The organism is Pseudomonas rustica, from assembly GCF_018336155.1.
GTDB lineage: Bacteria > Pseudomonadota > Gammaproteobacteria > Pseudomonadales > Pseudomonadaceae > Aquipseudomonas > Aquipseudomonas rustica.
The window spans coordinates 142680-168947 of sequence record NZ_JAGYHF010000013.1; the positions used below are offsets into that span (position 1 = coordinate 142680).

Here is a 26268-nt window from a genome sequence, read left to right on the forward strand (position 1 = left end):
CTGATGGCAGATCAGAAGCATAGTCCTGAAACCCGCAATCCAGAGCCACTTCGGAAGCTGGCTCATCCTATCGGGCTTTAGAAACGTCTGACAATCGGCGCCACGTTATCTTTTGTTAACCGAAAGCCGTTCTCTGTAACGAATGAAGTTCCCTGTGGGAGCGGGCTTGCTCGCGAAGGCGTCGTGTCAGCCGGTATAGATGTCGCCGGACATAACGCCTTCGCGAGCAAGCCCGCTCCCACAAGGGGTCATGGTGGCTTGGAGATTCGAATGCATGACCATTCGCCGGGGTGATGCGGCAAAAGTTACCGGAGGGACTTGCACGATCGGTATTATGGTATACCATCAGACGCACAGACACTCTCAATCCCCCTACGGAGCAGCTCATGAGTTTCGAAATTCGCAAGATCGTCAGCTATGTCGAAGAAACCTTCATCGAAGGCGGCAAAGCCACTGACAAGCCAGTGACCATGGTCGGCCTCGCCGTGGTGATGAAAAACCCTTGGGTGGGCAACGGTTTCGTCGAAGACCTCAAACCGCAGATCCGCGCCAACTGCTCCGACCTCGGTGCGCTGATGGTTGAGCGTCTAGTCGGCATCATCGGTGGCGCGGACAAAATCGAGGCCTACGGCAAAGCCGCCGTGGTCGGTGCTGATGGCGAGATCGAACACGCCTCCGCCGTGATCCACACCCTGCGCTTCGGCAACCACTACCGCGAAGCCGTCAACGCCAAGAGCTACCTGAGCTTCACCAACAAGCGCGGCGGCCCGGGCACCTCGATCCAGATCCCGATGATGCACAAGGACGACGAAGGTCAGCGTTCGCACTACATCACCCTGGAAATGCAGATCGAAGACGCGCCGCGTGCCGACGAAATCGTTGTCGTGCTGGGTTGCGCCGACGGTGGTCGCCTGCACCCGCGCATTGGCAACCGCTACATCGATCTGGAAGAGCTGGCCGCCGAAAAAGCCCAGTAATCACAATAAAAAGGCATTGCAGGAGCGCTCCATGATTCGGCTCACCGCTGAACTCACCCCGGCTGGCACCAGTTACCTGGCGACCGGCCAAGGCCAGCCCGTGGTTTTGATCCACGGCGTGGGCCTGAATAAAGAAATGTGGGGCGGCCAGATTGTCGGCCTGTCCAGCCAATACCGGGTGATCGCCTACGACATGCTTGGTCATGGCGCCAGCCCGCGACCAGCCAGCGGCACCGACCTGCTCGGTTACGCCGACCAGTTGCTGGAGTTGCTCGATCACCTGAATCTGCCACAGGCAGCGGTGATCGGCTTCTCTATGGGCGGTCTGGTCGCGCGGGCCTTTGCCCTGCATTACCCGCAGCGCCTGCAAAGCCTGGTGGTGTTGAACAGCGTGTTCAACCGCAGCGAAGAACAGCGTGCCGGCGTCATTGCTCGCACCGCGCAAGCAGCCGAGCACGGCCCGGACGCCAATGCCGAAGCGGCGCTGTCGCGCTGGTTCAGCCGCGAATATCAGGCTGCCAACCCGGCGCAGATCGCGGCGATCCGCCAGACCCTCGCCGGTAATGATCCGCAAGGCTATCTGACCACTTATGAATTGTTCGCCACCCAAGACATGTACCGCGTTGACGACTTGGGCAGTATTCAAGCGCCGACGCTGATCGCCACCGGCGAACTCGACCCGGGTTCGACCCCGGAAATGGCCGAGCAACTGGCCCGACGCATCCCCGGTGCGAAGGTTGCCGTGCTGGCCGAGCAACGGCATATGATGCCCGTAGAGTCGCCGCGTCTGGTCAATCAGACGCTGCTGGAATTTCTCCAATTCGCACACTCCCGACAAAACCCTATACAGGGGATCGTTGCATGACACTCGCACGCTTCCAGATGTGCATCGGCGGAGAATGGGTCGACGCCCTCTCCGGCAAGACTTTCGAAAGCCTCAACCCGGCCTCCGCGCAAGCCTGGGCAGAATTGCCTGACGCTGATGAAGCGGACGTCGAACGCGCCGTGCAAGCGGCACAGACTGCTTTCGACAGCCCGGCCTGGCGCGGCCTGACCGCCACCGCACGGGGCAAGTTGCTGCGCCGTCTCGGTGACTTGATCGCCGAAAATAAAGAACAACTGGCGCAGCTGGAAAGCCGCGACAACGGCAAACTGATCCGCGAAACCCGTGGCCAGGTCAGCTATCTGCCCGAATTTTTCCACTACACCGCCGGTCTTGCCGACAAGCTCGAAGGCGGCACGCTGCCGCTGGATAAGCCCGATCTGTTCGCCTACACCGTGCACGAAGCGATGGGTGTGGTCGCGGCGATCATTCCGTGGAACAGCCCGCTGTATCTGACCGCGATCAAACTCGCCCCGGCCCTCGCCGCTGGCAACACGATTGTGATCAAACCGTCCGAGCACGCCTCGGCGACGATTCTGGAACTGGCGCGTCTGGCCCTCGAAGCCGGGATTCCGCCGGGTGTGGTCAACGTCGTCACCGGTTACGGCCCGAGCACCGGCGCCGCCCTCACCCGCCATCCGCTGATCCGCAAAATCGCCTTCACCGGCGGCGCGGCGACGGCGCGGCATGTGGTGCGTAGCAGCGCCGAGAACTTCGCCAAGCTGTCGCTGGAACTGGGTGGCAAGTCGCCGAACATCATCTTCGCCGACGCCGATCTGGACAGCGCGATCAACGGCGCGATTGCCGGGATTTATGCGGCGTCCGGGCAGAGTTGCGTGTCTGGCTCGCGGCTGTTGGTGCAGGATGAAATCTACGACGAATTCGTCAATCGACTGGTCGAACGCGCCCAGCGCATTCGCATCGGCAACCCGCAGGAAGACGCCAGCGAAATGGGGCCGATGGCCACCGCGCAGCAACTGGCGGTGGTCGAAGGTCTGGTCGCTGATGCCATCGCTGAGGGCGCGCGGTTGCGCACTGGCGGCAAGCGGCCGACCGATCTCGGTGACGGTTGGTTCTACGAACCGACGCTGTTCGAATGCGATCGCAATTCGATGAAGATCATGCAGGAAGAAGTCTTTGGCCCGGTGGCTTCGGTCATTCGCTTTAAAGATGAAGCCGAGGCGCTGGCCATCGCCAACGACTCGCAGTTCGGCCTCGCCGCCGGCATCTGGACGCGTGATTTGGGCCGGGCGCATCGCCTCGCTCGTGATGTGCGCTCGGGGATTATCTGGGTCAACACTTACCGCGCGGTGTCGGCGATGGCGCCGATCGGCGGCTTCAAGAACAGTGGCTATGGACGCGAAAGCGGCATCGATTCGGTGCTGGCCTACACCGAACTGAAAACGGTGTGGATCAACTTGTCTCAGGCGCCAATGCCTGATCCGTTTGTGATGCGCTAGGAGTCCTGCGAAATGATCGAACCCGGCATTTACAAAGACGTCATGAGCTCGTTTCCGTCCGGCGTCACGGTGGTTACCACTGTTGACCCGGAGGGCGGCATTGTCGGCATCACCGCCAGCGCTTTTAGCGCGCTGTCGATTGACCCGGCGCTGGTGCTGTTCTGCCCTAACTACGCCTCCGACACTTATCCGATTCTGCGTGACAGCAAAAAGTTTGCGATTCATTTGCTGTCCGCTGACCAGACCGCCGAGGCCTATGCTTTTGCCGGTAAAGGCAAGGACAAGGCCGCCGGTATCGAGTGGCATTTGAGCGAACTCGGTAACCCGATTCTCGCCAAAGCCACCGCGATCATCGAGTGCGAATTGTGGCGTGAATATGACGGCGGCGATCACGCGATCATCGTTGGCGCGGTGAAGAACCTGATCCTGCCCGCGCAACCGGTGACACCGATGATCTACCACAAAGGCAAGCTCGGCCCGTTGCCGACACTGGCCTGATAGCCACACTCAATTCCCTGTAGGAGCTGCCGAAGGCTGCGATCTTTTGACTTTGATTTTCAAGAGCAAGATCAAAAGATCGCAGCCTTCGGCAGCTCCTACAGGGGGATTGGGGGATTGGAGGAATGATGAGTAACGAGAAGTATGAAAAAGGCCTGAAGATCCGCACTCAGGTGCTCGGCGAAGCCTATGTGCAGCGCTCAATCGAGAACGCCGACGACTTCACCCGCCCGCTGCAGGAAATGGTCACCGAATACTGCTGGGGCCATGTCTGGGGTCGTGAAGGTTTGTCGCTCAAGGAGCGCAGCATGATCAACCTGGCGATGATCTCGGCGCTCAACCGTCCGCACGAACTCAAGCTGCATGTGCGTGGCGCCTTGCGTAACGGCCTGAGTCGTGAGCAAATACGCGAAATTCTGCTTCAGGTCGGCATTTATTGCGGCGTTCCGGCAGCCGTGGACAGTTTCCGGCTGGCCCGTGAAGCCTTCGCCGAAGCCGACGCCGAAGCCCCAGTTAACCCCTCGGCTGTTTAGATGCCCGTCTGGCATGGACAGCCAACCGAAAGAGCGGATCCCATGAAACGCCAGCCACTCGACGACAGCTTCAAGGTCAATCGCAACCCCGTTACCCTGCGCGAAATCGTGCTGGATAAACTGCGTAGCGCGATCATGAATTTCCAGCTCATGCCCGGTGATCGTCTGGTCGAGCGCGATCTGTGCGATCGCCTTGGCGTCAGCCGCACCTCCGTGCGCGAGGCCTTGCGTCACCTGGAATCCGAAGGTCTGGTTGAGTTCGCCGATGCCAAAGGCCCGCGCGTGGCGATCATCACCCTCGCCGATGCCGTCGACATCTACGAACTGCGTTGCGTACTCGAAGGTTTGATCGTGCAGCTGTTCACCCTGCGCGCCAAAGCCAAGGACATCAAAGCCCTGGAAAAAGCCCTCGACGAGAACCGCAAGGCCCTCAAGGACGGCGAACTGCAACAGGTGATCGACTCGGTGCAAGGTTTCTACGACGTGCTGCTCGAAGGCTCGGGCAATCATGTCGCGGCCACTCAGTTGCGGCAGTTGCAGGCGCGCATCAGCTACCTGCGCGCGACTTCGGTTTCCCAGGAAAACCGGCGCGGCGCGAGTAATCAGGAAATGGAAAAAATGGTCGAGGCGATCAAGAGCGGCGATCCGCTGGTGGCGCATCAAGCCTGTGTTGATCACGTTCGCGCTGCCGCTGCGGTAGCGCTCGACTATCTCAAGCGCAAGCAGGAAGAGACCGGCTCTGTCGTTAAAGGCACGCCGGCGATGACCCTGCCTATCGCATTGAAAGAACCGCGTATAGGTCACTGATATGTTCAGCCCGAGCTATTGCCCGAAATGCGGTGGCCCTGACCTCGGTCAGCAGATACCGGCGGGCGATACGCACGAGCGCCTGATGTGTCGCGGCTGCGGCTACATCCACTACGTCAATCCGAAGATCATTGCCGGCTGCATCATCGAGCAGGACGGCAAATATCTGCTGTGCCAACGGGCGATCCCCCCGCGCCCGGGCACCTGGACGCTGCCCGCCGGTTTCATGGAAAGCGGCGAGACCACTGAGCAAGCGGCCATTCGCGAAGTCTGGGAAGAAAGCGGCGTGCGCGCGGAAATCGTTTCGCCGTACTCGATTTTCAGCGTGCCGAAGATTAGCGAGGTGTACATCATCTTCCGCGCGATCGCCCTGGAGATTACCGGGCAGTTCGGACCGGAGACCATGGATTATAAGTTCTTCGCGCCGGAAGACATTCCGTGGGAGCAGATCTATTACCCGGCGATCCGACAGATTCTTGAGCGCTATATCGAAGAGCGCCAGGCTGGGGTTTATGGGATTTACATGGGCAATGATGATAGCGGCAAGATCCACTTTATCCGCTGATCACATTGATCGTTCCCATGCTCCGCGTGGGAACGCCTCCTCGGACGCTCCGCGTTCGGCTCTAAAAGGGACGCGGAGCGTCCCGGGCTGCATTCCCACGCGGAGCGTGGGAACGATCAATCAAAAGATCGCAGCCTTCGTCAGCTCCTACAGGGGCTTCACGGTGAGTCTTAAATTGGGGCGATGCCTTCGACGATGATGATCTCCGCCTTCGCCCATTCTTCGCGGTAACTTTTCGCCTCCTGATACGCCGCCGAGTGGTAGCACGCCACGGCTTTTTCGTAGCTCTCAAACTCGATCACCACGCTGCGCTGTGGCGTCTTGCGCCCTTCCATCGCTTCGCTGCGCCCGCCCCTCGCCAGAAATTTCGCGCCGAACGCTGCGAAAGCCGCCGGGGCGCGCTGTGTGTATTGGCTGTAGTGATCGGCATCGGCGATGTCCACATGAGCAATCCAGTACGCCTTCATAGTGACCTCTTTGTTGATTTTGTATTATGGTATACCAATATATTTCCAACGAACCCTGAGAGTCCAGCATGGCCTTCAACAGCATCGAAGAAATCATCGAAGATTATCGTCTCGGCAAAATGGTTTTGCTGGTCGATGACGAAGACCGCGAAAACGAAGGCGACCTGTTACTGGCCGCCGACCGTTGCACGCCAGAAGCGATCAGCTTTATGGCCCGTGAAGCACGCGGGCTGATTTGCCTGACGCTGACCGACGACCACTGCCAGCGTCTGGGTCTTGAGCAAATGGTGCCGGCCAACGGCAGCGTGTTCAGCACCGCGTTTACCGTGTCGATTGAAGCGGCAGTTGGCGTGACCACCGGTATCTCGGCAGCGGATCGCGCCTGCACGGTTGCCGCCGCCGTTGCTCCGAATGCCCGCGCTGAAGACCTGGTGCAGCCGGGCCATATCTTCCCGCTGCGCGCCAAGGAAGGTGGCGTGCTGACCCGCGCCGGTCATACCGAGGCGGGTTGTGATTTGGCACGCCTCGCCGGGTTTACGCCGGCATCGGTGATCGTCGAGGTGATGAACGACGATGGCACCATGGCGCGGCGTCCGGATCTGGAAGTGTTCGCGCGCAAGCACGGGATCAAGATTGGCACCATCGCCGACCTCATCCACTATCGCCTGAGCACCGAACACACCATTGAGAGGATTGGCGAACGTGAGCTGCCGACGGTGCATGGCACGTTCCGTTTGATCACCTTTGAGGATCGCATCGAGGGCGGCGTGCACATGGCGATGGTCATGGGCGATCTGCGCCGCGAAGAGCCGACGCTGGTGCGTGTGCATGTGATTGATCCGCTGCGGGATCTGGTTGGCGCCGAGTACAGCGGGCCGGCGAACTGGACGTTGTGGGCGGCGTTGCAACGGGTCGCGGCTGAGGGGCATGGGGTTGTGGTGGTGTTGGCCAATCACGAGTCGTCGCAGGCGCTGCTGGAGCGCGTGCCGCAATTGACCCAGCCGCCGCGGCAGTTCAGTCGTTCGCAGTCGCGGATTTATTCCGAGGTGGGGACTGGGGCGCAGATTTTGCAGAATCTTGGGGTGGGTAAGCTGAGGCATCTTGGGCCGCCGCTCAAGTACGCCGGGTTGACCGGGTATGACCTGGAGGTGGTAGAGAGTATTCCGTTCACTGAATGAAGCTGCCCTCACCCCAGCCCTCTCCCGGAGGGAGAGGGAGCTGACCGAGTTGTTTGCCCGCTATACACCGACCTGAGATACCGAGTCGAACTCGAGTTTTGAACAGCATGAAGATCTGCTCCCTTTCCCCCTCTCCCACTGGGAGAGGGCTGGGGTGAGGGGCTGGATCTAAAATTTCTCCACATCTCTCTAGTGAAAAACCATCAGCCGCCAGATAACCGGTAAGGCAAAGTGCTTGCACAAAGCTTGGAATACCATAATATGATATTCCATAGACCGGACACTCCAACGAACGTCCATCTACTGCTCCCGATAGGCGGGCAACAACGCAAGCCCGCTCAAAAACACAACAATGAGGGCGTGAACATGGTGTTGAACAAAGCTGCAACCGCGATCCTTTTCGCGGGACTGCTCAGCGTCACCGGCCAGGCTGCAATGGCGGCCGACAGCGTGAACTTCGTCAGTTGGGGCGGAAGCACCCAGGACGCGCAGAAGCAGGCCTGGGCCGATCCGTTCAGCAAGGCCAGCGGCATCACCGTCGTGCAGGACGGCCCGACCGACTACGGCAAACTCAAAGCCATGGTCGAGAGCGGCAACGTGCAGTGGGACGTGGTCGATGTCGAAGCCGATTTCGCCCTGCGCGCCGCCGCTGAAGGCCTGCTCGAACCCCTCGATTTCAAAGTCATCCAGCGCGACAAGATCGACCCGCGTTTCGTCAGCGATTACGGCGTCGGCTCGTTCTTCTTCTCCTTCGTCCTCGGTTACAACGAGGGCAAACTCGGCGCCAACAAGCCGCAGGACTGGAGCGCCCTGTTCGACACCAAGACCTATCCGGGCAAACGCGCCCTCTACAAATGGCCAAGCCCCGGCGTGCTCGAATTGGCGCTGCTGGCCGATGGCGTACCTGCCGACAAGCTCTACCCGCTGGATCTCGATCGCGCCTTCAAGAAACTCGACACCATCAAGAAAGACATCGTCTGGTGGGGCGGCGGCGCGCAGTCGCAGCAACTGCTGGCGTCCGGTGAAGCGAGCATGGGTCAGTTCTGGAACGGTCGCATTCACGCCCTGCAAGAAGACGGCGCGCCGGTCGGCGTGAGCTGGAAACAGAACCTGGTCATGGCCGACATTCTGGTGATTCCAAAGGGCTCGAAAAACAAGGACGCAGCGATGAAGTTTCTCGCCAGCGCCAGCAGCGCCAAAGGCCAGGCCGACTTCTCCAACCTGACCGCCTACGCCCCGGTCAACCTCGACAGTGTGGAGCGTTTGGATTCGGCGCTGGCCCCCAACCTGCCGACTGCCTACGCTAAGGATCAGATCACTCTTGATTTCGCGTACTGGGCCAAAAACGGCCAGGCCATCGCGACACGGTGGAACGAATGGCTGGTCAAATGAAAATGGCGGCCACCGCGTCCCGTCCCTCCACTGCCACCGACAGCGCCCAAAGCGCTGCCGGTTCGGCCCACGGAACACAGGCGGTTGCGATGCAGCAAGCCCCGTCCCTCAGACAACGCTGGCGCGGCGCCGGCAACCTCGTGCCGGCGCTGCTGTTCATCGGCCTGTTCTTTCTCGCGCCGTTGATTGGCCTGCTGCTGCGCGGCGTGCTCGAACCGACCCCGGGCCTTGGCAACTATGAACAACTGTTCGCCAACTCGGCCTATGCCCGGGTGCTGCTCAATACCTTTTCGGTGGCTGGGCTGGTGACGCTGTTCAGCTTGCTGCTGGGCTTTCCGCTGGCCTGGGCGATCACGCTGGTGCCGCGCGGCTGGGGGCGCTGGATCCTCAACATCGTGCTGCTGTCGATGTGGACCAGCCTGCTCGCCCGCACCTATTCGTGGCTGGTGCTGCTGCAAGCGTCGGGCGTGATCAACAAGGCGTTGATGGCGATGGGCATCATCGATCAGCCACTGGAGATGGTGCACAACCTCACCGGCGTGGTGATCGGCATGAGCTACATCATGATTCCGTTCATCGTGCTGCCGTTGCAGGCGACCATGCAGGCCATCGACCCGATGATCCTGCAGGCCGGATCGATCTGCGGCGCCAGTCCGTGGAGCAACTTCTTCCGGGTGTTCCTGCCGCTGTGCCGGCCGGGTCTGGCCTCCGGTGGCTTGATGGTGTTCGTCATGTCGCTCGGTTACTACGTGACCCCGGCGCTGCTCGGCGGGGCGCAGAACATGATGCTGCCGGAGTTCATCATTCAGCAGGTGCAATCGTTCCTCAACTGGGGCCTGGCCAGTGCCGGCGCCGCGTTGCTGATCGCGATCACTTTGGTGCTGTTCTACTTCTACCTGAAGCTTCAACCGGAATCCCCGGTTGGCGCCAGTAACGCGAGGTAAGCCGACATGCTCCTGACCCCCAATGCGATGAGCCGCCGGATGCGTTTCGGCTTGTATGCAACCACCGGGCTGATCGGTTTGTTCCTGCTGTTGCCGATCGTGTTCATCGTGCTTTTGTCCTTCGGTTCCTCGCAGTGGCTGGTGTTTCCACCACCGGGCTGGACGCTGAAATGGTACGGCCAGTTCTTCTCCAACCCGGACTGGATGAACGCCGCAGCCGCCAGTCTCAAGGTCGCTGTGCTGACCACGATCTGCGCCGTAGCCCTTGGTTTGCCGACGGCGTTTGCGCTGGTGCGCGGACGTTTTCCCGGCCGGGAAATGCTCTACGGCCTGTTCACCCTGCCGATGATCGTGCCGCTGGTGATCATCGCCGTGGCGGTGTACGCGCTGTTCCTCAAGCTCGGTTACACCGGGACGATGTTCGCCTTCGTGGTCAGCCATGTGATCGTCTCGCTGCCGTTTACCATCATCTCGATCATCAACTCGTTGAAGCTATTCGATCAGTCGATTGAAGACGCGGCGGTGATCTGCGGTGCGTCACGCCTGCAAGCGGTGTTCAAGGTGACATTCCCGGCGATCCGTCCGGGCATGGTTGCCGGCGCCCTCTTCGCCTTCCTCGTTTCGTGGGACGAAGTGGTGCTCAGCGTGATGATGGCCAGCCCAACCTTGCAAACCCTTCCCGTGAAAATGTGGACCACCCTGCGCCAGGATCTGACGCCAGTGATCGCCGTCGCTTCGACGCTGCTGATTGGCTTGTCGGTATTGGTCATGGTGATCGCCGCCGCATTGCGCCGGCGCAACGAAATCAGCGCCTGAGCGCCAGGAGTACGACATGAGTGCCGTGATCAAAGACGCATCCCAGCAGAACGACAAACCCCTGGTCAGCCTGCGCAATCTGAACAAACACTACGGCGACTTTGCTGCCGTCGACAACATCTCGCTTGACATCAAGGACGGTGAATTCCTCACTTTTCTCGGTTCCAGCGGCTCGGGCAAAAGCACCACACTGTCGATGCTCGCCGGGTTTGAAACGCCGAGTAGCGGCGAGATCCTCGTCAACGGTGAATCGCTGGTGAACGTGCCGCCGCACAAGCGCGACATCGGCATGGTGTTTCAGCGTTATTCGCTGTTCCCGCACCTGTCGGTGCGCGACAACATTGCGTTTCCTCTGGCGATTCGCAAACTGGCGACGGCGGAGCGCGAGAAGCGTGTCGATGCGATGTTGAAACTGGTGCAGCTTGAGCAATTCGCCCATCGCCGCCCTTCGCAACTGTCTGGCGGCCAGCAACAACGCGTGGCTATTGCCCGGGCGCTGGTTTACGAACCGCGCATTCTGCTGATGGACGAACCGCTCGGCGCGCTGGACAAAAAACTGCGCGAAGATTTGCAGGACGAACTGCGCCAATTGCATCGCCGTCTGGGCATCACCATCGTTTACGTGACCCACGACCAGGAAGAAGCCATGCGTTTGTCGCAACGCATCGCGATTTTCAGTCACGGCAAGATTGTTGGTTTGGGCAGCGGTTATGACCTGTATCAGAATCCGCCGAATGCGTTTGTTGCGTCGTTCCTCGGTAACTCGAACTTCCTCAAGCTCAAGGCGCAGGGCAATGCGGCGGCTTCGTTTGAAGGGCAGTCATTATCGATTCGCCTGACCGCTGGGTTGCACACCGATCAGGATGTGTTGCTGATGGTGCGGCCGGAAAAAGCGCAGGCGTTGAGCGTGGCGCAAGCGATCAGCGAACCGTTGCCGTCGGGGTGGAATGAAGTGGCGGCCAAGGTGGTTGAGGTGCTGTTCCTCGGCGAGAGCCAGACGTGCAGCGTGGTCACCTCCGGCGGCACCTCAATGACGGTGAAAGCATTGTCAGCCGCGGGCATGCCGCTCAAGGCCGGCGACCCGGTACAAGTGCGCTGGGCCACGGCTGATGCCTGCGTCTACACCGAATGGAGCGAAAGCGACCTCAACAAAGCCGCCGGTTCCCACTGAAACCCCCTGTAGGAGCTGCCGAAGGCTGCAATCTTTTGATCTTGCCGTTAAAAACAAGATCAAAAGATCGCAGCCTCGTTTCACTCGACAACTCCTACAGGAATGCATTGCAAATGTGGGAGCGGGCTTGCTCGCGAATGCGCTGTGGCATTCAACATTGTTGGTGACTGACACGGCCTCTTCGCGAGCAAGCCCGCTCCCACGGGTCTGTAGACGTCTCAAGAATCTTCCCTCAAGGCTGCGGTGGCACTTTTTTTCATCTCAAGGCGCAACGGTCACATCGCCCTGCCCGCTCTCGGCGAGCGCTGCAGCGACAAACCCCTCAGCCTTCTTGCGCTCGACAAACGCCCGCACATACGCCGCGCCGGCCCTGCGCCCACGGGGCACGGCCATGGCTTGGCGAATCGCCGTGAACGCGCCGTCCAGCACGCGGTAACGCGCGTCGGCATCCGCGACTTTCTGCAAGGGCTGACGGACACCGGCGGCGGCATCCAGGTGATGCTCGATAAACAGGTCAACGGCACCCGCCGAGGTTTCGGCACGCTCCAATTGTGCGTGCTGCAGCGTGCGACTGAGGAACAGGTCGTAGGCTGCGCCTTTGCCAACGGCCAATCGCAATCCTGGCTGATCGAGATCCTCGACGTTGCGATACGCGGCCTGCGCCTCAACCAGATAAGTCCCTTCAATGATCACGTAAGGCGCGCTGAACGCAATCTGAGCCTCGCGCACCGGCTCGATGGCGAGAAACGCCAGATTCCATACGCCCTCTTCCAACGCCGCGAAAACCTTGCCCGCCGCATCAAAGGTGCGCAGCTCCAATTCGACACCCAGCTCGGCAGCCAATGCTCTGGCCAATGCCACCGAAACACCCTGCGGCGCACCGTCCGCCCCGCGCTGTGCCAGCACCGGGTTGCCAAAATTGATGGCGGCATGCAGCACGCCGTCGGGCGCGAGATCGGCCATCACGGCCGGGGTGATTGCACTCATGGTGTTGCTCCCTGATCGGATAAAAAGTCAGTGTGCGTCGTGGCTGACACTGTCGAGGACACAACACACAGCGCGTAAGCCTTATGTCGGTGCCTGACAGGCACTCAAGTGTTCCAGCGCCCGACGCGTCACCGCATCGATGTAAGCCGCGTCACCATAGACCCGAGCCAGCAGAATCGCCCCCTCGTAATCCGCCACCCATTGTCGAGCGGTCAGCAAGGCTTGTCCCTCATCGACCTCGCCTTCCAGCAAATGCGCAAACGCCTTGGCCCATGCATCGAAAAAGCCGCGAATCGGCTCCAGCAATTCACTTTTACCGTACGCAGCATCGACCGCCACCACGCCCATCAGGCAACCAATCGAGTCATTCTGAAACAGCCGCGCAGCCTTGCGGCCCATTTTGCTCAGGCGTTCTTGTGGCGTGAGTTTTTCGTCGAAGGCCACGGCAAACAAGGTCTGGTTGATGACCTGATGCGTCCAGTCGAGCACGTCACGCAGCAAGGCCTCCTTATTCGGATAGTGGTGATAGAACGAAGCCTTGGTAAAGCCGCAAGCGGACGCGAGTACGTCCATGGTGGTGCCATGGTAGCCAAGGCGTTTGAAGGTATTGGCGCACCGCAGGAGCAGCTCTTCACGGGGGATTTTCAACGGTCGCACGGGTATTTCCTGATCCGGATAACTGGCGGTGATTCTATGACATAAGCCTGCCCTTCTCAATTTGACGGTTACCAACTGTTCGTTTAGTTTCTATTTACCGAACAGATGGTCAGTAACTGGCCGCCGACAAAAAATCAGGGAGAGCAGAGATGAACGAAGCCAACAGTGGCCCCGGCCGAGTCACCCGCGAACAACGCGGTCAGTTGTTTTTGATCGGTCTGGATCGCGCCGGCAAACGCAACGCATTCGACAGTGCAATGCTGACGGACCTGGCATTGGCCATCGGCGAGTATGAGCGCAATGACGAACTCCGCTGCGCCGTGCTGTTCGCGCATGGCGAGCACTTCACCGCAGGCCTGGACTTGATGGAGCTGACGCCGAAACTGGTGTCAGGCGCCTTCAAGTATCCTGAAGAAGGCATCGACCCATGGGGCGTTTCCAAACCGCGCAGGCGTAAACCGGTGGTGGTTGCCATTGAAGGCATTTGCTGGACGGCGGGCATCGAATTGATGCTCAACGCCGATATCAGCATTGCCGCCACCAATGCCCGTTTCGCTCATCTGGAAGTGTTGCGCGGGATCTCTCCCGCCGGCGGTTCCACCGTGCGCTTCACCCGCGCAGCGGGCTGGACCGCCGCCATGCGCTACATGCTCACGGCGGAAGAGTTCGATGCCGATGCCGCCCTGCACATGCGCCTGCTGACCGAAGTGGTCGCACCCGGCCAGACTCTGGCACGCGCCATCGAATACGCCGAACGCATTGCCAAGGCTGCGCCTCTGGCGATTCAGGCGACGCTGCAATCGGCGTTTCTGGCGCAGGATCAGGGAGACGATGCGGCACTGTCGACGCTTGATGAACAACTGCTGGCCCTGATCAAAACCGAGGATGTCCGCGAAGGCGTCATGGCGATGATGCAAAAGCGCGAACCGCAGTTCAAAGGTCGCTGAAGGCTTTGCTCAACTCACTCGGAACAATTTCATGAACACCATGGCCGCAGCCTTTGCCGAATCGATCCAGAGACAGGACATCGCCCTCATTGCCCGCGATGGTTATCCGTTGTCCGCCAAGCGCTACGGCGCAGCGGGCGTCGTCAAAGGTAACCTGATCATGGCCGGTGCCACCGGGGTCCAGCAGCGCTTTTATCGGCGTTTTGCCGAGCACGCGGCGCGCCAGGGCTTTCACGTGCTGACCCTCGATTACCGGGGCATCGGTGAGTCGAAACCGGCTTCGCTCAAAGGCTTTGAGATGTCTTATCTGGATTGGGCTTATCAGGATTTGGCGGCGGCAGTGGATCTGCTAAGCCAGGAAGCATTGCCGCTGTATTGGGTCGGCCATTCGTTTGGTGGTCATGCGATTGGTCTGTTGCCCAATCACCCCGCCCTGACAGCTTGCTACACCCTGGGCAGTGGCGCGGGGTGGAGCGGCTGGATGTCCCGAACCGAGGCCTGGAAAATCCGTCTGATGTGGACGTTTGTGCTGCCGGTGATTGTCGCCCGCAAAGGCTACATGGCCTGGAGCATGCTGGGCATGGGCGATGATTTGCCGCTGGGCGTTTACAACGACTGGAAACGCTGGTGCAAATTCCCCCACTACTACTTCGACGACCCCGAGATGAGCCATCTGCATGCGCTCTACGCCGAGGTCACAACGCCATGCGTTTTCGCCACGTCGGTCGATGATCCGTGGGCGCCGCCGCGTTCGCGCGATGCGTTTGTCAAAGCCATGGTGAATGCACCGCTGACATTGCTGGATCTGCAGCCGCCGGCGGGCAGCAAACCGTACGGGCACATGGGTTACTTCCGCGAAAGCGCACAGCCGTTGTGGGATGAGGTGCTTGATTGGCTGCAAAGCGTCCCTGCACACACCACATAACTTGTAGGAGCTGCCGCAGGCTGCGATCTGTTGATCTCGCTGTTAAAAACAAGATCAACAGATCGCAGCCTCGTTTCACTCGACAGCTCCTACAGGGGTTTTGTGATGTTTAGGTGATCGGGGAATAGCCTTCGATTTCGTCCGGCCAGGCGGTGAGGATTTCGAAGCCGGTTTCGGTCACCGCGACCATATGCTCCCACTGCGCCGACAACGAGCCATCCTTGGTCAGCACCGTCCAGCCATCGGGCATGTTTTTCACATGACGCTTGCCGGCATTGAGCATCGGCTCCACGGTAAAAATCATCCCGGCCTTAAGCTTCATCCCCTGATTGGGAAAGCCGTAATGCAGAATCTGCGGCTCGTCGTGATAGACCTTGCCAATCCCGTGCCCGCAATACTCGCGCACGACGCTGAAGCCTTCCTTCTCCGCCAGGCTCTGAATCGCGTGGCCGATGTCGCCCAACGTCGCGCCCGGTTTCACCACGCGAATACCCGCGCACATCGCTTCGTAAGTGGTCTTGATCAAGTGCTGCGCCTCAAGCGTCGCCTCACCGACCACGTACATGCGGCTGGTGTCGCCGAACCAGCCGTCCTTGATCACGGCGATGTCGAGGTTGACGATGTCGCCATCCTTCAACGGCGTCCCCGATGGAATCCCGTGGCAGACCACGTCATTAACCGAGGCGCAGACGGTTTTCGGAAAGCCGTGATAGCCGACGTTGGCCGGCACCGCTTTCTGCACGTTGACGATGTAGTCGTTGCACAGCCGATCCAGTTCATCGGTGGTCACGCCGGCCTTGACGTGCGGCACCAGCATTGCCAGCACTTCAGCGGCGAGTTTGCCGGCAGCGCGCGATTGCGCGATGTCGGCCGGGGTGTTGATCTTGATCTGGTTTCTCATGCGCTGACGGCTTCCTGAGTCAGTTGTTGCAGGTCGAGCCCGCCATTTTGTTCGGCGCGAATCAGCAAGCGGCAGATCGCACTGTGGTCGAGGTTGGGGTGCAGTTCGGCGAGCATGCCGATGCGCATCCAGTGCTCGGCTTGCGCGTTGATCGAGCGGCTGAGGGCGTTGCTGGAGATCCGCAGATTCTCGTGCATGTCCTCTGAAATCTTTACGATGCCCATATATGAATCCGATACGATGTGTATATGGAACGTATATTAGCCAAGCCTCGTCGGAGATTGCAAACCCTCAGCCGAGTGCCGCATCGAAAAACGACGAAATGAGCCGACTGGAACGCCGTTCGGCCAAGCAATAAAGATACGTCTCGGTGAACAGCGCTTCGCCCTCGATTCTGATCGTGCGGATTTTCGGGTCGGCAATGAACTCTGCTTCCGACACCACACCCAATCCCAACCCGCGCACCACCGCTTCACGCAACGCCTCGCGACTGCCAATTTCCATGGCGATCCTCGGTTTCACTTGCGCCGCATTCAGCGCCTGCTCCAGCACCAGCCGCGTGGTCGAACCGGGCTCACGTTGCAGCAGCCGTTGCCCTTCCAGTTCTTCCAGGCGCACGCTGCCGCGATTGGCCAACGGATGCTCATGGTGGGCAAACAAGATGATCGCGTGCCGCGCATAACGCACCGAACACAACGCCGGATCGTCCTGACGCCCGGCCAGCACGGCGATGTCGGTGACGTAATTTTCCAGATCCGATAACACTTGCGCCGAGTTACCCACGCGGATCGACACGTCGATATTCGGATGCTGTTGCAGGTAACTGTCGACCATTTCGATCACATGAAACGGCCCCACCGCACCGACCTTGAGCTGGCCGCTGTCGAGCCGCCCGGAGTCGCGCAGCAGGTTGTGCGCTTCCAGTTCCAGCAAGGCCAGCCGTTGCGCGATCGGCAGCAATTGCCGCCCGACATCCGACAATTCAATCCGCCGCCCACGCCGATGAAACAGTTCGACGTTGTGCTGTCGCTCCAGACTTTGCACCTGCGTGGTCAGTGTCGGTTGACTGAGCCCCGACGCCCGCGCCCCGGCACTGAAACTGCCGTGGCGGGCGACGGCGAGAAAGGCCCGCAATTTGGCGCTCGACATCCATAGACTCCATCAATAGTTAGCTGCGGTTTCGCATATTGAATTGATTGAATGACTGTCACGTGACAGACCTAGCCTGTGGCAACTCCCAACCACACCGTGGAATGCCATGAAAACAATTAACCAGTTTCTGCGTGCCGCCAGCCTTGCCGTACTTGCCCTGAGTGCCAGCCAGGGCTGGGCCAAGGACAAACTGACCATTGGCCTGATCCCCTCCGAAGATTCCCAAGCGATGATCGAATCGAGCAAACAAGTGCTCGACGATCTGCAAGCAAAAATCGGCATGCCGGTGGTGCCGTTCGTGGCCACCGATTACAACGGCATCATCGAAGCGCTGCGCTCGGGCAAACTCGACGTCGCCTACCTCGGCCCGTTCTCCTACGTGCTGGCGACCTCGGTGGCGGACGTCGAAGCGTTCTCCGTAGCGGTGACCAAGAAGACCGGCCAGAGCGCTTACAAAAGCGTGATTCTGGCGCGCAAGGACAGCGGCATTCATTCGCTGGCCGACCTCAAGGGCCATACATTCGCGTTCGTCGACCCAAGCTCGGCGTCCGGTCATTTGTTCCCGAAAGCAGGACTGGAGCAGGCCGGGTTTGTGCCGGACACTTTGTTCAAACGCGTGATTTTCTCCGGTTCCCACGACGCCAGCATCCTCGCGGTGGAAAACAAGAAAGTCGACGCCGCCGCCGTGGCTGACCGCATCTTCGCCAGCGCTGTGGCCAAAGGCGTGGTCAAGCAGGATGACTTCGAAATTGTCTGGAGTTCCAAGCCGATTCCCGAATCGCCGATGGTCTGGCGCAAGGCGCTCGATCCGCAACTAAAGAAGAAAATCGCCGACGCGCTGGCTTCGATCAAGGACGTGCCGTGGGGCGATCAGGGTGTGCTCAATGGCTTCCAGCCCACCACCGACGCGTCCTATGACGTGGTGCGCGAAACCGCCAAGGTGCTCGATCTCGATTTGCGGAGCATGAAATGATCAGCATCCGCCAACTGAGCAAACACTACGGCAGCAACCCGGTGTTGCGCGGCATCGACCTTGACGTCGCTGCGGGCGAATTCGTCGTGGTGCTCGGTCAGTCCGGCGCCGGCAAATCGACCTTGCTGCGTTGCATCAATCGCCTGGCACAGGCCGACAGCGGCACGCTGAACGTGGCGGGCATTGATGCCCTCGCCTGCCCCGACACCAGCGTTTTGCGCCGTGAAGTGGCGATGATTTTTCAGCACCACAACGTCGTGCCGCGCCTCAGCGTATTGAAGAATGTGCTGACTGGGCGCCTCGGTTCCGTCGGCACCCTCGCCTCGATTCTGCAACTGTTTCGCCGTGACGATGTGGCGCTGGCGATGCAATGCCTGGAACGCGTCGAACTGGCGCACAAGGCCGGTGAGCGCACCGATTTATTGTCTGGCGGGCAGAAGCAACGCGTCGGTATTGCCCGCGCCTTGGCGCAACGGCCGCAGGTGATTCTGGCCGATGAACCGATCGCCAGCCTCGATCCGAAAACCGCGCGACTGGTGTTGCAGTACCTGCGCGATGCCACCCGCGAACTGGGCATCACCGTGCTGTGCAATCTGCACCAGGTCGAATATGCCCGCGAGTTCGGCGACCGCGTGGTCGGCCTCGCTCACGGCAATCTGGTGTTCGATGGCAAAGCGTCGAGCATGACCGACGCCGATCTGGCGCGAATCTATCCGGGGCAATCTGCAGAACACTCCGCTGACGTCCCGGCGCCCACCCTGTCCTACCGCGCCGCCTCGAGGGCCTGAGCATGCCATCGCAAAACTATCAGTGGGTCGGCGAACGGCCCCGTGGCACACGCAGTTGGCTGACCACCGCCGGCATCGTCCTGATCGTGCTGTGGACGCTGAACTGGAGCGCGCAAGGTGCGCAACTCAGCCTCGGTGAACTGGCAGCCGGATTGCCGCAGATCGGTGACTTTCTTTCGCGCACCTTTCCGCCGGATCTGAGCATCCTGCCGCGTCTGGTCGCGCCAGCGGTGGAGACTTTGCAGATCGCCATCTGGGGCACCCTGCTCGGCGTGTTGCTGGCGATTCCGCTGTCGTTTCTCGCCGCGCGCAATCTGAGTCGCAATCGCTGGGTGTTTCACATCACCCGTCAGGGGCTGAATTTCACCCGCAGCATCAACGAACTGATCCTCGCGCTGATCTTCGTCTCGGCGGTCGGCCTCGGCCCGTTCCCCGGCGTGTTGGCGCTGGCGCTGCATGGTCTGGGCATGCTCGGCAAGTTCTTCGCCGAGAGCATCGAAGAGATCGATCAAGGCCCGATTGAAGCGCTGCAGGCGACCGGTGCACGACCGTTGCAGGTGATCGTGTTTGGCGTTTTGCCGCAGGTGATCACGGCGTGGATTGCGGTGATTTTGTACCGCTTCGAAGTCAATCTGCGCTCGGCCACGGTGCTGGGCATGGTCGGCGCCGGCGGCTTGGGTTTCGAACTGGTGAGCAGCCTGAAACTGTTCAAATACCCGGAAACCGCGACGTGCATCATCGTCATCACCTTCATGGTGATCGTCGCCGACACCATATCCAGCCGCCTGCGTGCGGCGATCCAGAGCGGTTCGGCGCACTGACATCTAACCGCTATCGGCTGAGCCGATTCAAACCTGCGAATTATCGATTTGAGCCGTTGTCGACGGGCGCTGAGTATGGCGCCACACGACAACAACAATAAGGATCCACCATGACTGCCCGCTTCCAGAACCCAGTTGATACCCGTTTCGGCTGGGGCAGCCTGCAAGACCTCGCTGCCATTACCGACCAGCAGACCGTGGCCCTCGTCACCTTCCCTGAGGCCCGTGGGCTGGGGCTGGTCGATCGCCTGCAAGCGTTGCTCGGTGAGCGTCTGGTCTACGTGTTCGAAGACGTTCAGCCCAATCCTGACGTCGCCCATCTGCGCAGCACTTATGAGCAGTTCTGGCAGCAGGCCGGTGATTGCGATGTGGTGCTCGCGGTCGGTGGTGGCAGCGCCATCGATACCGCCAAAGCGTTGATCGTCGGCACCGAGTCCGGGCATTTCGATGAGTTGTTGACCCTGCTGGCGACCGGCAAGGCGTTCACTCCCGCGCGTTGCAAACAGCTGATCGCCGCGCCGACCACCGCCGGCACCGGTAGCGAAGTCACGCCGTGGGCGACGATCTGGGACAGCGCAAGCCAGAAAAAATATTCGTTGCACCTCGACTGCACCTGGCCGCGCGTGGCGATCATCGATCCGCAACTGATGCTCACCGTGCCGGCCAGCGTCACCGTGTCCACCGGGCTCGATGCGTTGTCCCACGCGCTGGAAGCGATCTGGAACGTTAACGCCAACCCGGTTTCCGACACTTTCGCCATTTCTGCGATTGAAGACATTCTCGAATGCCTGCCGCGTCTGCAAAAAGATCTGTCGAACCAAGAGTTGCGCACACGCATGGCACTCGCCGCGCTCAAGGCCGGGCTGGCGTTTTCCAACACCAAAACCGCGCTGGCGCATTCGATTTCCTACGAGATGACCTTGCGCCACGGCTTGCCCCACGGCATCGCCTGCTCCTTCACCCTGCCGCTGGTGCTCGGTCTGGCCTGGGGTCACGACGCGACGCGTGACCGCATCCTGCAACGGGTATTCGGCGAGGATCTGCTCACCGCGCAACAGCAGTTGCGCGAGTTCCTCCACAGCCTCGGAGTGAAAACCGAGTTCGCCGATTACGGCGTCTCGGCCAAGGACGCCGAAGACATCATCCACCTCGCGATGCAGGGCGCGCGCGGCAAGAACTTCATCGGTTCGCAAGCTGCCTGACGCCCGACGCCACCCGATCAACCCAAGCACCGCCTGCGGCTCATAGCCGTGGTGATTTCCTGCCGCACCGAAAAAGAGTGCACCCGCCGACGACAAACGGCGGGAACCCACAACAATAAGGAAAAGATCATGAATCGTGCCGAAACAATGCCTGGTCTCGCCGTACGTTCTGCCTCGTTCCGGGTCGCGCAGTGGCGCATGCTGCTGGCGGCGATGTTCTGTTACCTGTTTTTCTACACCGGCCGGCAGACCTTCGGTTTTGCCATTCCGGGCATTCAGGCCGAGTTCGGTTTGAGCAAGGAAACTCTTGGCTGGGCTTCTGCGGCGATGCTCTGGGCCTACGCCGTCGGCCAGGCCATCAACGGCAACCTCGCCGATAAGTTCGGTGGCCGGCGCATCATGACCCTCGGTGCGGTGCTGTCCTGCGCGGCAAACTGGGTGACCAGTTTTGCCGGCGGTTTCACCAGTCTGATCCTGCCGTGGGGCGTCAACGGCTACTTTCAGGCCTTGGGCTGGGCGCCGGGCGGTCGGCTGATTGCCAACTGGTGGGCGGCCGGCGAGCGCGGCAAGGACTATGGCTTCTACACCTTCGCCGCCGGTTGCGCGTCGATTCTGTCGTACGTCACCTCCATCGTCGTGCTTGAAGTGCTGCAACTGGAATGGCGCTGGATCTTCCGTTTACCGGTACTGCTGATGCTCGCCGGCGGGATCATTTTCTATCTGGTTGCCCGCGAACGCCCGCAGGATCTGGGCTTCGAACCGGTAGGCGATACCGGCGTGGCCAACGCTGACGACAAACATCAGGAAGCCGCGCATGGCGAAGTCGAGACCTCGGCGCAACGCTATAAAGCCGTGTTGAAGAATCCGCGCCTGCTGATCGCCGCGCTGTCACTGGGCTTTCAGAACGCGGCGCGCTACGGCTTGATCGTTTGGGTGCCGGTGCACTTTCTCGGCGCCGACTGGAAAAGCGGTGACGGCATGATCGATCCGAAATGGATCACCGTCGCCCTCCCGGTCGGCATGGCGGTTGGCGCGTTGAGCAACGGCTGGGTGTCGGACAAGCTGTTCGGTTCCAAGCGCTATCTGGCGATCATGCTCTACATGTTCCTTGGCGCCGCGACGAGTTTGTGGATGTGGAGCCTGCCGCCGCACAGCGTGATCGGCCTGGTCGCGTTGTTCCTTTGCGGCTTCTTCGTTTATGGCCCGGCGTCGAGTTTCTGGGCGCTGTGCCCGGATCTGGTCGGTGCCAAACGCGCCGGCACTGCAACCGGGATCATGAACTTTTCGTCCTATCTGTTTGCCGGCCTCGCCGAGCCTTTGATCGGTCGTTTGCTTGACACCACGGCAAACACGTCTCTCATCTTCATAGTGGTCACCAGCGCCTGCCTGTGCAGCGCGGCAGTGGCATTGTTCATTCGACGCTGATGGGGCTTGCATGTACCAGTATCACAAGTGGTTGCGTTCGTTTCATGCGGTGGCGAAAACCGGCAGCTTTACCCTCGCAGCGGAGTACCTCAGCGTCGGTCAGCCGACCGTCAGCGAGCAGGTCAACGCGCTGGAGAAAACCTTCTCGGTCGAGCTGTTCCATCGGCGCGGGCGCTACATCGAGATGAGTTCCGCCGGGCACAATCTCTACGCAATCACTCAAGGTTTGTTCGGCCAGGAGGACGAAGCGGTGCAACTGCTGCAGAGTTTCAAGCAACGCAAGAACGGCATGCTGCGGCTCGGCGCGGTGTCGCCGCCGATTGCGATGAACCTGACCTACGAGCTGATGCAGCGGCACCCGGACATCGAACTGGAAACCTCGTTTTCCTCGGAAAAGGAAACCCTCGCGCGGCTGTTCAACTTCGATATCGACGTGGCGATTCTGGCGTTGTCGGAATTCGATGAGCGCTTCCACACCCGGTTGTATCACCGCTATCCGATTATTGCCGTGGTGCGCGATGACCATCCGTGGGCCAGCCAGTCGCAGGTTCACATCAGCGAAATCAGCCGCGAGAAATGGGTGATGCGCGAGCAAAGTGCGCGCACCCGGCAACTGGTCGAAGAAAGCTGCAAGCGCCTCGACATCGACCTCAACCGCGTCATGCAACTGAACAGCCGCGAAGCCATCGTGCACGCGATCGTCAAAGGCATCGGCATCGGTTTTGTCTCGGCGGTCGAGTACGCCGAAACCCCGGGCACCACGCCGATCACCTTTGTCGATCACCCGTTTTTCATCGAATACCACCTGTGCTGTCTCGGCATCCGCCGCAACCGACCGGTGATTGCCGAACTGTTTGATTCGAGTCCACCGCTGAGCTGATCAGCATTGACCCTTGAAACCGCCTACCTCATTGCCGAGGGACGGCCCACGCTTACCCGAAAACGGAGATTTGACCATGCAGTACAAAAACCCGACTCACCTGCAAGCCGCTATCCTCGACTGGGCTGGCACCGTTGTTGATTTCGGCTCGTTTGCGCCGACGCAGATATTCGTCGAGGCCTTTGCCGAGTTCGGCGTCGCGGTATCGCTGGAAGAAGCGCGTGGCCCGATGGGCATGGGCAAGTGGGATCACATTCGCACGCTATGCAACCTGCCGCAGATCGCCGAGCGCTATCGCGCCGCGTTCGATCGCTTACCGAGTGATGAAGATGTGACAGCGATCTACGAGCGCTTCATGCCGTTGCAGATCGAGAAAATCGCTCTGCATTCGGCGGTCATTCCAGGTGCGCTCGAAGCGATTGCGGCGTTGCGCGACAAGGGTTTGAAGATTGGTTCGTGCTCCGGGTATCCGGCGGTGGTGATGGCCAAGGTTGTCGAGTTGGCGCGAGAGAATGGTTATGTCGCTGACCATGTCGTCGCCACCGATGAAGTGCCGAATGGCCGGCCGTATCCGGCGCAGTCGTTGGCCAACGTGATTGCCTTGGGCATCGATGATGTGGCCGCGTGCGTCAAGGTTGATGACACCTGGCCGGGGATTCTCGAAGGGCGTAGCGCGGGGATGTGGACGGTGGCGTTGACTTGCTCGGGGAATGCGCTCGGATTGACCTACGAACAGTTCAAGGCGCTGCCGTCGGATCGTCTCGCGGAAGAACGTGAGCGCATCGGCAAGATGTTCGCGCCATCGCGTCCGCATTACTTGATCGACACCATTGCCGATTTGCCTGAAGTCATCGACGACATCAATGCGCGCCTGGCCCGAGGTGAAACCCCACAAGCCTGCTGACACCTGATCGTTCCCACGCTCTGCGTGGGAATGCAGCCCGTGACGCTCCGCGTCACTGGACGCAGAGCATCCCTAGAGGCATTCCCACGCGGAGCATGGGAACGATCGGTGACCGCGCTCAAATCGCAGGCAAAAAAAAGCTGCCAAAACTGGCAGCAGAAACTTCAAGAACACGCGATGTATTGACCCCAGCATAGACGCTGAATAATGACAGTGTCATGACAGCGACAAATTCACTGAACCGCCCTGCCCCGTCATCAGGATGTCATCAACGCAACGGCAGAATCCTCGCAAACCGTCTTGAGCCTTCCGGCGGATATTCAGCAAGGATTCCCATGAAACCAGACGCCCCGCTGTTTGCCGCCATCGACCTGGGTTCGAATGCCTTTCGTTTGATGATCGGCCAGTCGCTGCGCAGTCGAAAGGGTTTGCTGATTCAGGAAGTGAAAACCCTGCGCGAACCGGTGCGCCTTGCCGAAGGTTTTGACGGCGGCGTGCTGGATGCGCTGGCACTGGATCGAGGCTGGCAAGCATTGGCGCGGTTCGGCAAGAAATTGCGCGGTTTCGAGGCCGGTCGGGTTCGCGCAGTGGCGACCAGTGCGGTGCGTGAGGCGGACAATGCGCAGTTGTTTCTGGCCAGCGCCGAGCGGCATCTGGGTTTTCCCATTGATGTGATTTCCGGGCAAGAAGAAGCGCGACTGGTCTACGCCGGTGTGGCGCATGCGCTGCCGGGTGCTGAGGAAATGCGTTTGGTGGTGGATATTGGCGGCGGTTCCACCGAGCTGATTCTCGGCCAGGGCTCGCAAGCGTTGCTGACCGAAAGCATCGCGATGGGCAGCGGCACGTTGAGTACGCGGTTCTTTCGCTGCGGTGATATTTCTGCCGGTGCCCTGCAAGAAGCCGAACGTTTCGCCATCCTGCAATTTGAACGGGTTGCCCGGCGTTATCGGAGTCAGGGTTGGCAGCAGACCATCGGCTCGTCGGGTACCGCCCGCATGCTGGCCAAAGTGCTCAAGGCCAATCACCTCAATGACTTCGGCAAGGACGGCATCACCTACGCCGGCCTGTTGCGCCTGGCCCTGCTTCTGCTGAAAGTGAGCAATGTGCAACAGCTGCACCTCGCCGGCCTGCAACCGCACCGTCAAAGCATCCTGCCCGGCGGATTGGTATTGATGCTCGCGGCGTTCAAAGTATTCGGCATCTCGCAAATGGCCCCCTCCGAACCCGGCCTGCGCCTCGGCGTCCTGCACGGCCTGATGAGCAAGCACTGATCCCTTGTAGGAGTGAGCCTGCTCGCGAAAGCGTCTGCTCAGCCACATCAATGCTGAATGTGCCGCCCCCTTCGTGAGCGAGCCCACTCCCACCTTGGTTCTGTGCAACTCGATGCATCTACGTACGCCACAAGTCCCTGTGGGAGCGGGCTTGCTCGCGAAAGCGTCCGCTCAGTCACATCAATGCTGAATGTGCCGCCCCCTTCGTGAGCAAGCCCACTCCCACCTTGGTTCTGTGCCAGTCAATGCATCCGCATACGCCTCAAGTCCCTGTGGGAGCGGGCTTGCTCGCGAAAGCGCCCGTTCAGTCACATCAATGCTGAATGTGCCGCCCCCTTCGTGAGCAAGCCCACTCCCACCTTGGTTCTGTGCCAGTCAATGCATCCGCATACGCCACAAGTCCCTGTGGGAGCGGGCTTGCTCGCGAAAGCGTCCGCTCAGCCACATCAATGCTGAATGTGCCGCCCCCTTCGTGAGCAAGCCCACTCCCACATTGGTTCTGTGCCAGTCAATGCATCCGCATACACCTCGAGTCCCTGTGGGAGCGGGTTTGCCAGCGATGAGGCCGGCACACCAAAATCCGGAAGTGTTGACCATTAGGCCGAGTGTCAGCTCGCCTGCTCTTGATCTTGATTCACAGGCCCCGTCGGAAGGCTGAGTGGAGGGATTTATCCGGGGGTGGGAGCGCAGCGACCGTTTGGCGCAGCCAAACACATCGAGAGGAGGTGCAGCGCAGCAAACCGG

The 26268-nt window shown here is 60.2% G+C and carries 28 protein-coding genes; 22 read left to right on the forward strand and 6 right to left on the reverse strand.

What is annotated here, in order from left to right; all coding sequences use genetic code 11:
* The first annotated feature begins 386 nt into the window (after positions 1-386).
* The 7 genes from KFS80_RS23390 to KFS80_RS23420 all read left to right on the forward strand — a co-directional run bounded on the left by KFS80_RS23390 (position 387) and on the right by KFS80_RS23420 (position 5723).
* Positions 387-977: an amino acid synthesis family protein gene (locus KFS80_RS23390; protein WP_122594276.1), complete on the forward strand. Its 591-nt coding sequence runs from the start codon at positions 387-389 to the stop codon at positions 975-977.
* Between the two features lie 31 nt (positions 978-1008).
* Positions 1009-1842, forward strand: a complete 834-nt coding sequence (locus KFS80_RS23395; RefSeq protein WP_212546094.1) for an alpha/beta fold hydrolase — start codon at positions 1009-1011, stop codon at positions 1840-1842.
* Positions 1839-3320, forward strand: a complete 1482-nt coding sequence (locus KFS80_RS23400; RefSeq protein WP_053121176.1) for an aldehyde dehydrogenase — start codon at positions 1839-1841, stop codon at positions 3318-3320. Before KFS80_RS23395 ends, KFS80_RS23400 begins: the two co-directional genes overlap by 4 nt.
* 12 nt (positions 3321-3332) lie before the next feature.
* Complete coding sequence (locus tag KFS80_RS23405) at positions 3333-3818, forward strand: flavin reductase family protein (RefSeq protein ID WP_053121178.1); 486 nt, start codon at positions 3333-3335, stop codon at positions 3816-3818.
* Positions 3819-3946: 128 nt separating this feature from the next.
* Complete coding sequence (locus KFS80_RS23410) at positions 3947-4351, forward strand: carboxymuconolactone decarboxylase family protein (protein WP_008088075.1); 405 nt, start codon at positions 3947-3949, stop codon at positions 4349-4351.
* Positions 4352-4393: 42 nt separating this feature from the next.
* Positions 4394-5158 carry a GntR family transcriptional regulator gene (locus KFS80_RS23415; protein ID WP_053121182.1) on the forward strand — a complete coding sequence of 255 codons (765 nt, stop codon included), beginning with the start codon at positions 4394-4396 and terminating at the stop codon, positions 5156-5158.
* A gap of 1 nt (position 5159) precedes the next feature.
* Positions 5160-5723, forward strand: a complete 564-nt coding sequence (locus KFS80_RS23420; RefSeq protein WP_212546095.1) for an NUDIX hydrolase — start codon at positions 5160-5162, stop codon at positions 5721-5723.
* Between the two features lie 170 nt (positions 5724-5893).
* Here the strand turns inward: KFS80_RS23420 and KFS80_RS23425 are convergent, their stop codons facing one another.
* A complete protein-coding gene (locus KFS80_RS23425; protein WP_053121186.1) occupies positions 5894-6190 on the reverse strand; it encodes a DUF1330 domain-containing protein in 297 nt (98 codons plus the stop codon).
* Positions 6191-6258: 68 nt separating this feature from the next.
* On the opposite strand from KFS80_RS23425, the gene ribBA reads away from it, so the two are divergent.
* The 5 genes from ribBA to KFS80_RS23450 all read left to right on the forward strand — a co-directional run bounded on the left by ribBA (position 6259) and on the right by KFS80_RS23450 (position 11691).
* Positions 6259-7368: a bifunctional 3,4-dihydroxy-2-butanone-4-phosphate synthase/GTP cyclohydrolase II gene (gene ribBA, locus KFS80_RS23430; protein ID WP_212546096.1), complete on the forward strand. Its 1110-nt coding sequence runs from the start codon at positions 6259-6261 to the stop codon at positions 7366-7368.
* A 366-nt stretch (positions 7369-7734) separates the two neighbouring features.
* Positions 7735-8760, forward strand: a complete 1026-nt coding sequence (locus KFS80_RS23435) for an ABC transporter substrate-binding protein (RefSeq protein WP_212546097.1) — start codon at positions 7735-7737, stop codon at positions 8758-8760.
* Entirely contained in the window at positions 8757-9704 is a 948-nt protein-coding gene (locus KFS80_RS23440; protein ID WP_212546113.1) for an ABC transporter permease, read from the forward strand. Before KFS80_RS23435 ends, KFS80_RS23440 begins: the two co-directional genes overlap by 4 nt.
* 6 nt (positions 9705-9710) lie before the next feature.
* Complete coding sequence (locus KFS80_RS23445) at positions 9711-10520, forward strand: ABC transporter permease (protein ID WP_212546098.1); 810 nt, start codon at positions 9711-9713, stop codon at positions 10518-10520.
* Between the two features lie 16 nt (positions 10521-10536).
* On the forward strand, positions 10537-11691 hold the full coding sequence (locus KFS80_RS23450; protein ID WP_212546099.1) for an ABC transporter ATP-binding protein: 1155 nt from the start codon (positions 10537-10539) through the stop codon (positions 11689-11691).
* A 261-nt stretch (positions 11692-11952) separates the two neighbouring features.
* Here the strand turns inward: KFS80_RS23450 and KFS80_RS23455 are convergent, their stop codons facing one another.
* Positions 11953-12678, reverse strand: a complete 726-nt coding sequence (locus KFS80_RS23455; RefSeq protein WP_212546100.1) for a transporter substrate-binding domain-containing protein — start codon at positions 12676-12678, stop codon at positions 11953-11955.
* A gap of 81 nt (positions 12679-12759) precedes the next feature.
* Positions 12760-13335: a TetR/AcrR family transcriptional regulator gene (locus KFS80_RS23460; RefSeq protein ID WP_053121198.1), complete on the reverse strand. Its 576-nt coding sequence runs from the start codon at positions 13333-13335 to the stop codon at positions 12760-12762.
* Between the two features lie 149 nt (positions 13336-13484).
* Here KFS80_RS23460 and KFS80_RS23465 point away from each other — a divergent pair, with 149 nt between their 5' ends.
* Positions 13485-14282: a crotonase/enoyl-CoA hydratase family protein gene (locus tag KFS80_RS23465; RefSeq protein ID WP_053121199.1), complete on the forward strand. Its 798-nt coding sequence runs from the start codon at positions 13485-13487 to the stop codon at positions 14280-14282.
* A gap of 31 nt (positions 14283-14313) precedes the next feature.
* Complete coding sequence (locus KFS80_RS23470; protein ID WP_212546101.1) at positions 14314-15207, forward strand: alpha/beta hydrolase family protein; 894 nt, start codon at positions 14314-14316, stop codon at positions 15205-15207.
* A gap of 109 nt (positions 15208-15316) precedes the next feature.
* Here KFS80_RS23470 and map read toward each other — a convergent pair whose 3' ends face one another.
* The 3 genes from map to KFS80_RS23485 all read right to left on the reverse strand — a co-directional run bounded on the left by map (position 15317) and on the right by KFS80_RS23485 (position 17257).
* A complete protein-coding gene (gene map, locus KFS80_RS23475; RefSeq protein ID WP_212546102.1) occupies positions 15317-16108 on the reverse strand; it encodes a type I methionyl aminopeptidase in 792 nt (263 codons plus the stop codon).
* Positions 16105-16332: a ParD-like family protein gene (locus KFS80_RS23480; protein ID WP_007918027.1), complete on the reverse strand. Its 228-nt coding sequence runs from the start codon at positions 16330-16332 to the stop codon at positions 16105-16107. Before KFS80_RS23480 ends, map begins: the two co-directional genes overlap by 4 nt.
* A 67-nt stretch (positions 16333-16399) precedes the next feature.
* Positions 16400-17257, reverse strand: coding sequence for a LysR substrate-binding domain-containing protein (locus KFS80_RS23485; RefSeq protein ID WP_212546103.1), 858 nt, complete (start codon positions 17255-17257; stop codon positions 16400-16402).
* A gap of 109 nt (positions 17258-17366) precedes the next feature.
* Between KFS80_RS23485 and phnD the strand changes: the two genes are divergently transcribed.
* The 8 genes from phnD to KFS80_RS23525 all read left to right on the forward strand — a co-directional run bounded on the left by phnD (position 17367) and on the right by KFS80_RS23525 (position 25524).
* Positions 17367-18233: a phosphonate ABC transporter substrate-binding protein gene (phnD, locus tag KFS80_RS23490; protein ID WP_212546104.1), complete on the forward strand. Its 867-nt coding sequence runs from the start codon at positions 17367-17369 to the stop codon at positions 18231-18233.
* Positions 18230-19021 carry a phosphonate ABC transporter ATP-binding protein gene (gene phnC / locus KFS80_RS23495; RefSeq protein WP_212546105.1) on the forward strand — a complete coding sequence of 264 codons (792 nt, stop codon included), beginning with the start codon at positions 18230-18232 and terminating at the stop codon, positions 19019-19021. The genes phnD and phnC overlap by 4 nt, the downstream gene beginning before the upstream one ends.
* A gap of 2 nt (positions 19022-19023) precedes the next feature.
* Positions 19024-19842 carry a phosphonate ABC transporter, permease protein PhnE gene (gene phnE, locus KFS80_RS23500; RefSeq protein WP_212546106.1) on the forward strand — a complete coding sequence of 273 codons (819 nt, stop codon included), beginning with the start codon at positions 19024-19026 and terminating at the stop codon, positions 19840-19842.
* Positions 19843-19952: 110 nt separating this feature from the next.
* Positions 19953-21044 carry an iron-containing alcohol dehydrogenase PsrA gene (gene psrA, locus KFS80_RS23505; RefSeq protein ID WP_159814583.1) on the forward strand — a complete coding sequence of 364 codons (1092 nt, stop codon included), beginning with the start codon at positions 19953-19955 and terminating at the stop codon, positions 21042-21044.
* Between the two features lie 129 nt (positions 21045-21173).
* On the forward strand, positions 21174-22469 hold the full coding sequence (locus tag KFS80_RS23510; protein ID WP_212546107.1) for an MFS transporter: 1296 nt from the start codon (positions 21174-21176) through the stop codon (positions 22467-22469).
* A 10-nt stretch (positions 22470-22479) separates the two neighbouring features.
* Entirely contained in the window at positions 22480-23349 is an 870-nt protein-coding gene (locus tag KFS80_RS23515) for a LysR substrate-binding domain-containing protein (protein WP_212546108.1), read from the forward strand.
* Between the two features lie 76 nt (positions 23350-23425).
* The gene (phnX, locus tag KFS80_RS23520) at positions 23426-24253 is read left to right on the forward strand and encodes a phosphonoacetaldehyde hydrolase (protein WP_212546109.1); all 828 of its coding nucleotides are present in this window, start codon (positions 23426-23428) and stop codon (positions 24251-24253) included.
* Between the two features lie 335 nt (positions 24254-24588).
* A complete protein-coding gene (locus KFS80_RS23525; protein WP_212546110.1) occupies positions 24589-25524 on the forward strand; it encodes a Ppx/GppA family phosphatase in 936 nt (311 codons plus the stop codon).
* The last annotated feature ends 744 nt before the right edge of the window (positions 25525-26268 follow it).

What these genes read in the sequence shown, in the direction of transcription:
- phnC (WP_212546105.1), top strand. Translation starts at nt 18,230, where the DNA reads ATGATCAGCATCCGCCAACTGAGCAAACACTACGGCAGCAACCCGGTG.
- KFS80_RS23440 (WP_212546113.1), top strand. Translation starts at nt 8,757, where the DNA reads ATGAAAATGGCGGCCACCGCGTCCCGTCCCTCCACTGCCACCGACAGC.
- KFS80_RS23445 (WP_212546098.1), top strand. Translation starts at nt 9,711, where the DNA reads ATGCTCCTGACCCCCAATGCGATGAGCCGCCGGATGCGTTTCGGCTTG.
- KFS80_RS23410 (WP_008088075.1), top strand. Translation starts at nt 3,947, where the DNA reads ATGAGTAACGAGAAGTATGAAAAAGGCCTGAAGATCCGCACTCAGGTG.
- KFS80_RS23420 (WP_212546095.1), top strand. Translation starts at nt 5,160, where the DNA reads ATGTTCAGCCCGAGCTATTGCCCGAAATGCGGTGGCCCTGACCTCGGT.
- KFS80_RS23515 (WP_212546108.1), top strand. Translation starts at nt 22,480, where the DNA reads ATGTACCAGTATCACAAGTGGTTGCGTTCGTTTCATGCGGTGGCGAAA.
- KFS80_RS23405 (WP_053121178.1), top strand. Translation starts at nt 3,333, where the DNA reads ATGATCGAACCCGGCATTTACAAAGACGTCATGAGCTCGTTTCCGTCC.
- KFS80_RS23435 (WP_212546097.1), top strand. Translation starts at nt 7,735, where the DNA reads ATGGTGTTGAACAAAGCTGCAACCGCGATCCTTTTCGCGGGACTGCTC.
- KFS80_RS23390 (WP_122594276.1), top strand. Translation starts at nt 387, where the DNA reads ATGAGTTTCGAAATTCGCAAGATCGTCAGCTATGTCGAAGAAACCTTC.
- KFS80_RS23455 (WP_212546100.1), bottom strand. Translation starts at nt 12,678, where the DNA reads ATGAGTGCAATCACCCCGGCCGTGATGGCCGATCTCGCGCCCGACGGC.
- phnE (WP_212546106.1), top strand. Translation starts at nt 19,024, where the DNA reads ATGCCATCGCAAAACTATCAGTGGGTCGGCGAACGGCCCCGTGGCACA.
- KFS80_RS23395 (WP_212546094.1), top strand. Translation starts at nt 1,009, where the DNA reads ATGATTCGGCTCACCGCTGAACTCACCCCGGCTGGCACCAGTTACCTG.
- phnD (WP_212546104.1), top strand. Translation starts at nt 17,367, where the DNA reads ATGAAAACAATTAACCAGTTTCTGCGTGCCGCCAGCCTTGCCGTACTT.
- KFS80_RS23480 (WP_007918027.1), bottom strand. Translation starts at nt 16,332, where the DNA reads ATGGGCATCGTAAAGATTTCAGAGGACATGCACGAGAATCTGCGGATC.
- KFS80_RS23465 (WP_053121199.1), top strand. Translation starts at nt 13,485, where the DNA reads ATGAACGAAGCCAACAGTGGCCCCGGCCGAGTCACCCGCGAACAACGC.
- KFS80_RS23450 (WP_212546099.1), top strand. Translation starts at nt 10,537, where the DNA reads ATGAGTGCCGTGATCAAAGACGCATCCCAGCAGAACGACAAACCCCTG.
- KFS80_RS23400 (WP_053121176.1), top strand. Translation starts at nt 1,839, where the DNA reads ATGACACTCGCACGCTTCCAGATGTGCATCGGCGGAGAATGGGTCGAC.
- KFS80_RS23510 (WP_212546107.1), top strand. Translation starts at nt 21,174, where the DNA reads ATGAATCGTGCCGAAACAATGCCTGGTCTCGCCGTACGTTCTGCCTCG.
- map (WP_212546102.1), bottom strand. Translation starts at nt 16,108, where the DNA reads ATGAGAAACCAGATCAAGATCAACACCCCGGCCGACATCGCGCAATCG.
- KFS80_RS23470 (WP_212546101.1), top strand. Translation starts at nt 14,314, where the DNA reads ATGAACACCATGGCCGCAGCCTTTGCCGAATCGATCCAGAGACAGGAC.
- KFS80_RS23415 (WP_053121182.1), top strand. Translation starts at nt 4,394, where the DNA reads ATGAAACGCCAGCCACTCGACGACAGCTTCAAGGTCAATCGCAACCCC.
- KFS80_RS23425 (WP_053121186.1), bottom strand. Translation starts at nt 6,190, where the DNA reads ATGAAGGCGTACTGGATTGCTCATGTGGACATCGCCGATGCCGATCAC.
- psrA (WP_159814583.1), top strand. Translation starts at nt 19,953, where the DNA reads ATGACTGCCCGCTTCCAGAACCCAGTTGATACCCGTTTCGGCTGGGGC.
- ribBA (WP_212546096.1), top strand. Translation starts at nt 6,259, where the DNA reads ATGGCCTTCAACAGCATCGAAGAAATCATCGAAGATTATCGTCTCGGC.
- KFS80_RS23485 (WP_212546103.1), bottom strand. Translation starts at nt 17,257, where the DNA reads ATGTCGAGCGCCAAATTGCGGGCCTTTCTCGCCGTCGCCCGCCACGGC.
- KFS80_RS23525 (WP_212546110.1), top strand. Translation starts at nt 24,589, where the DNA reads ATGAAACCAGACGCCCCGCTGTTTGCCGCCATCGACCTGGGTTCGAAT.
- phnX (WP_212546109.1), top strand. Translation starts at nt 23,426, where the DNA reads ATGCAGTACAAAAACCCGACTCACCTGCAAGCCGCTATCCTCGACTGG.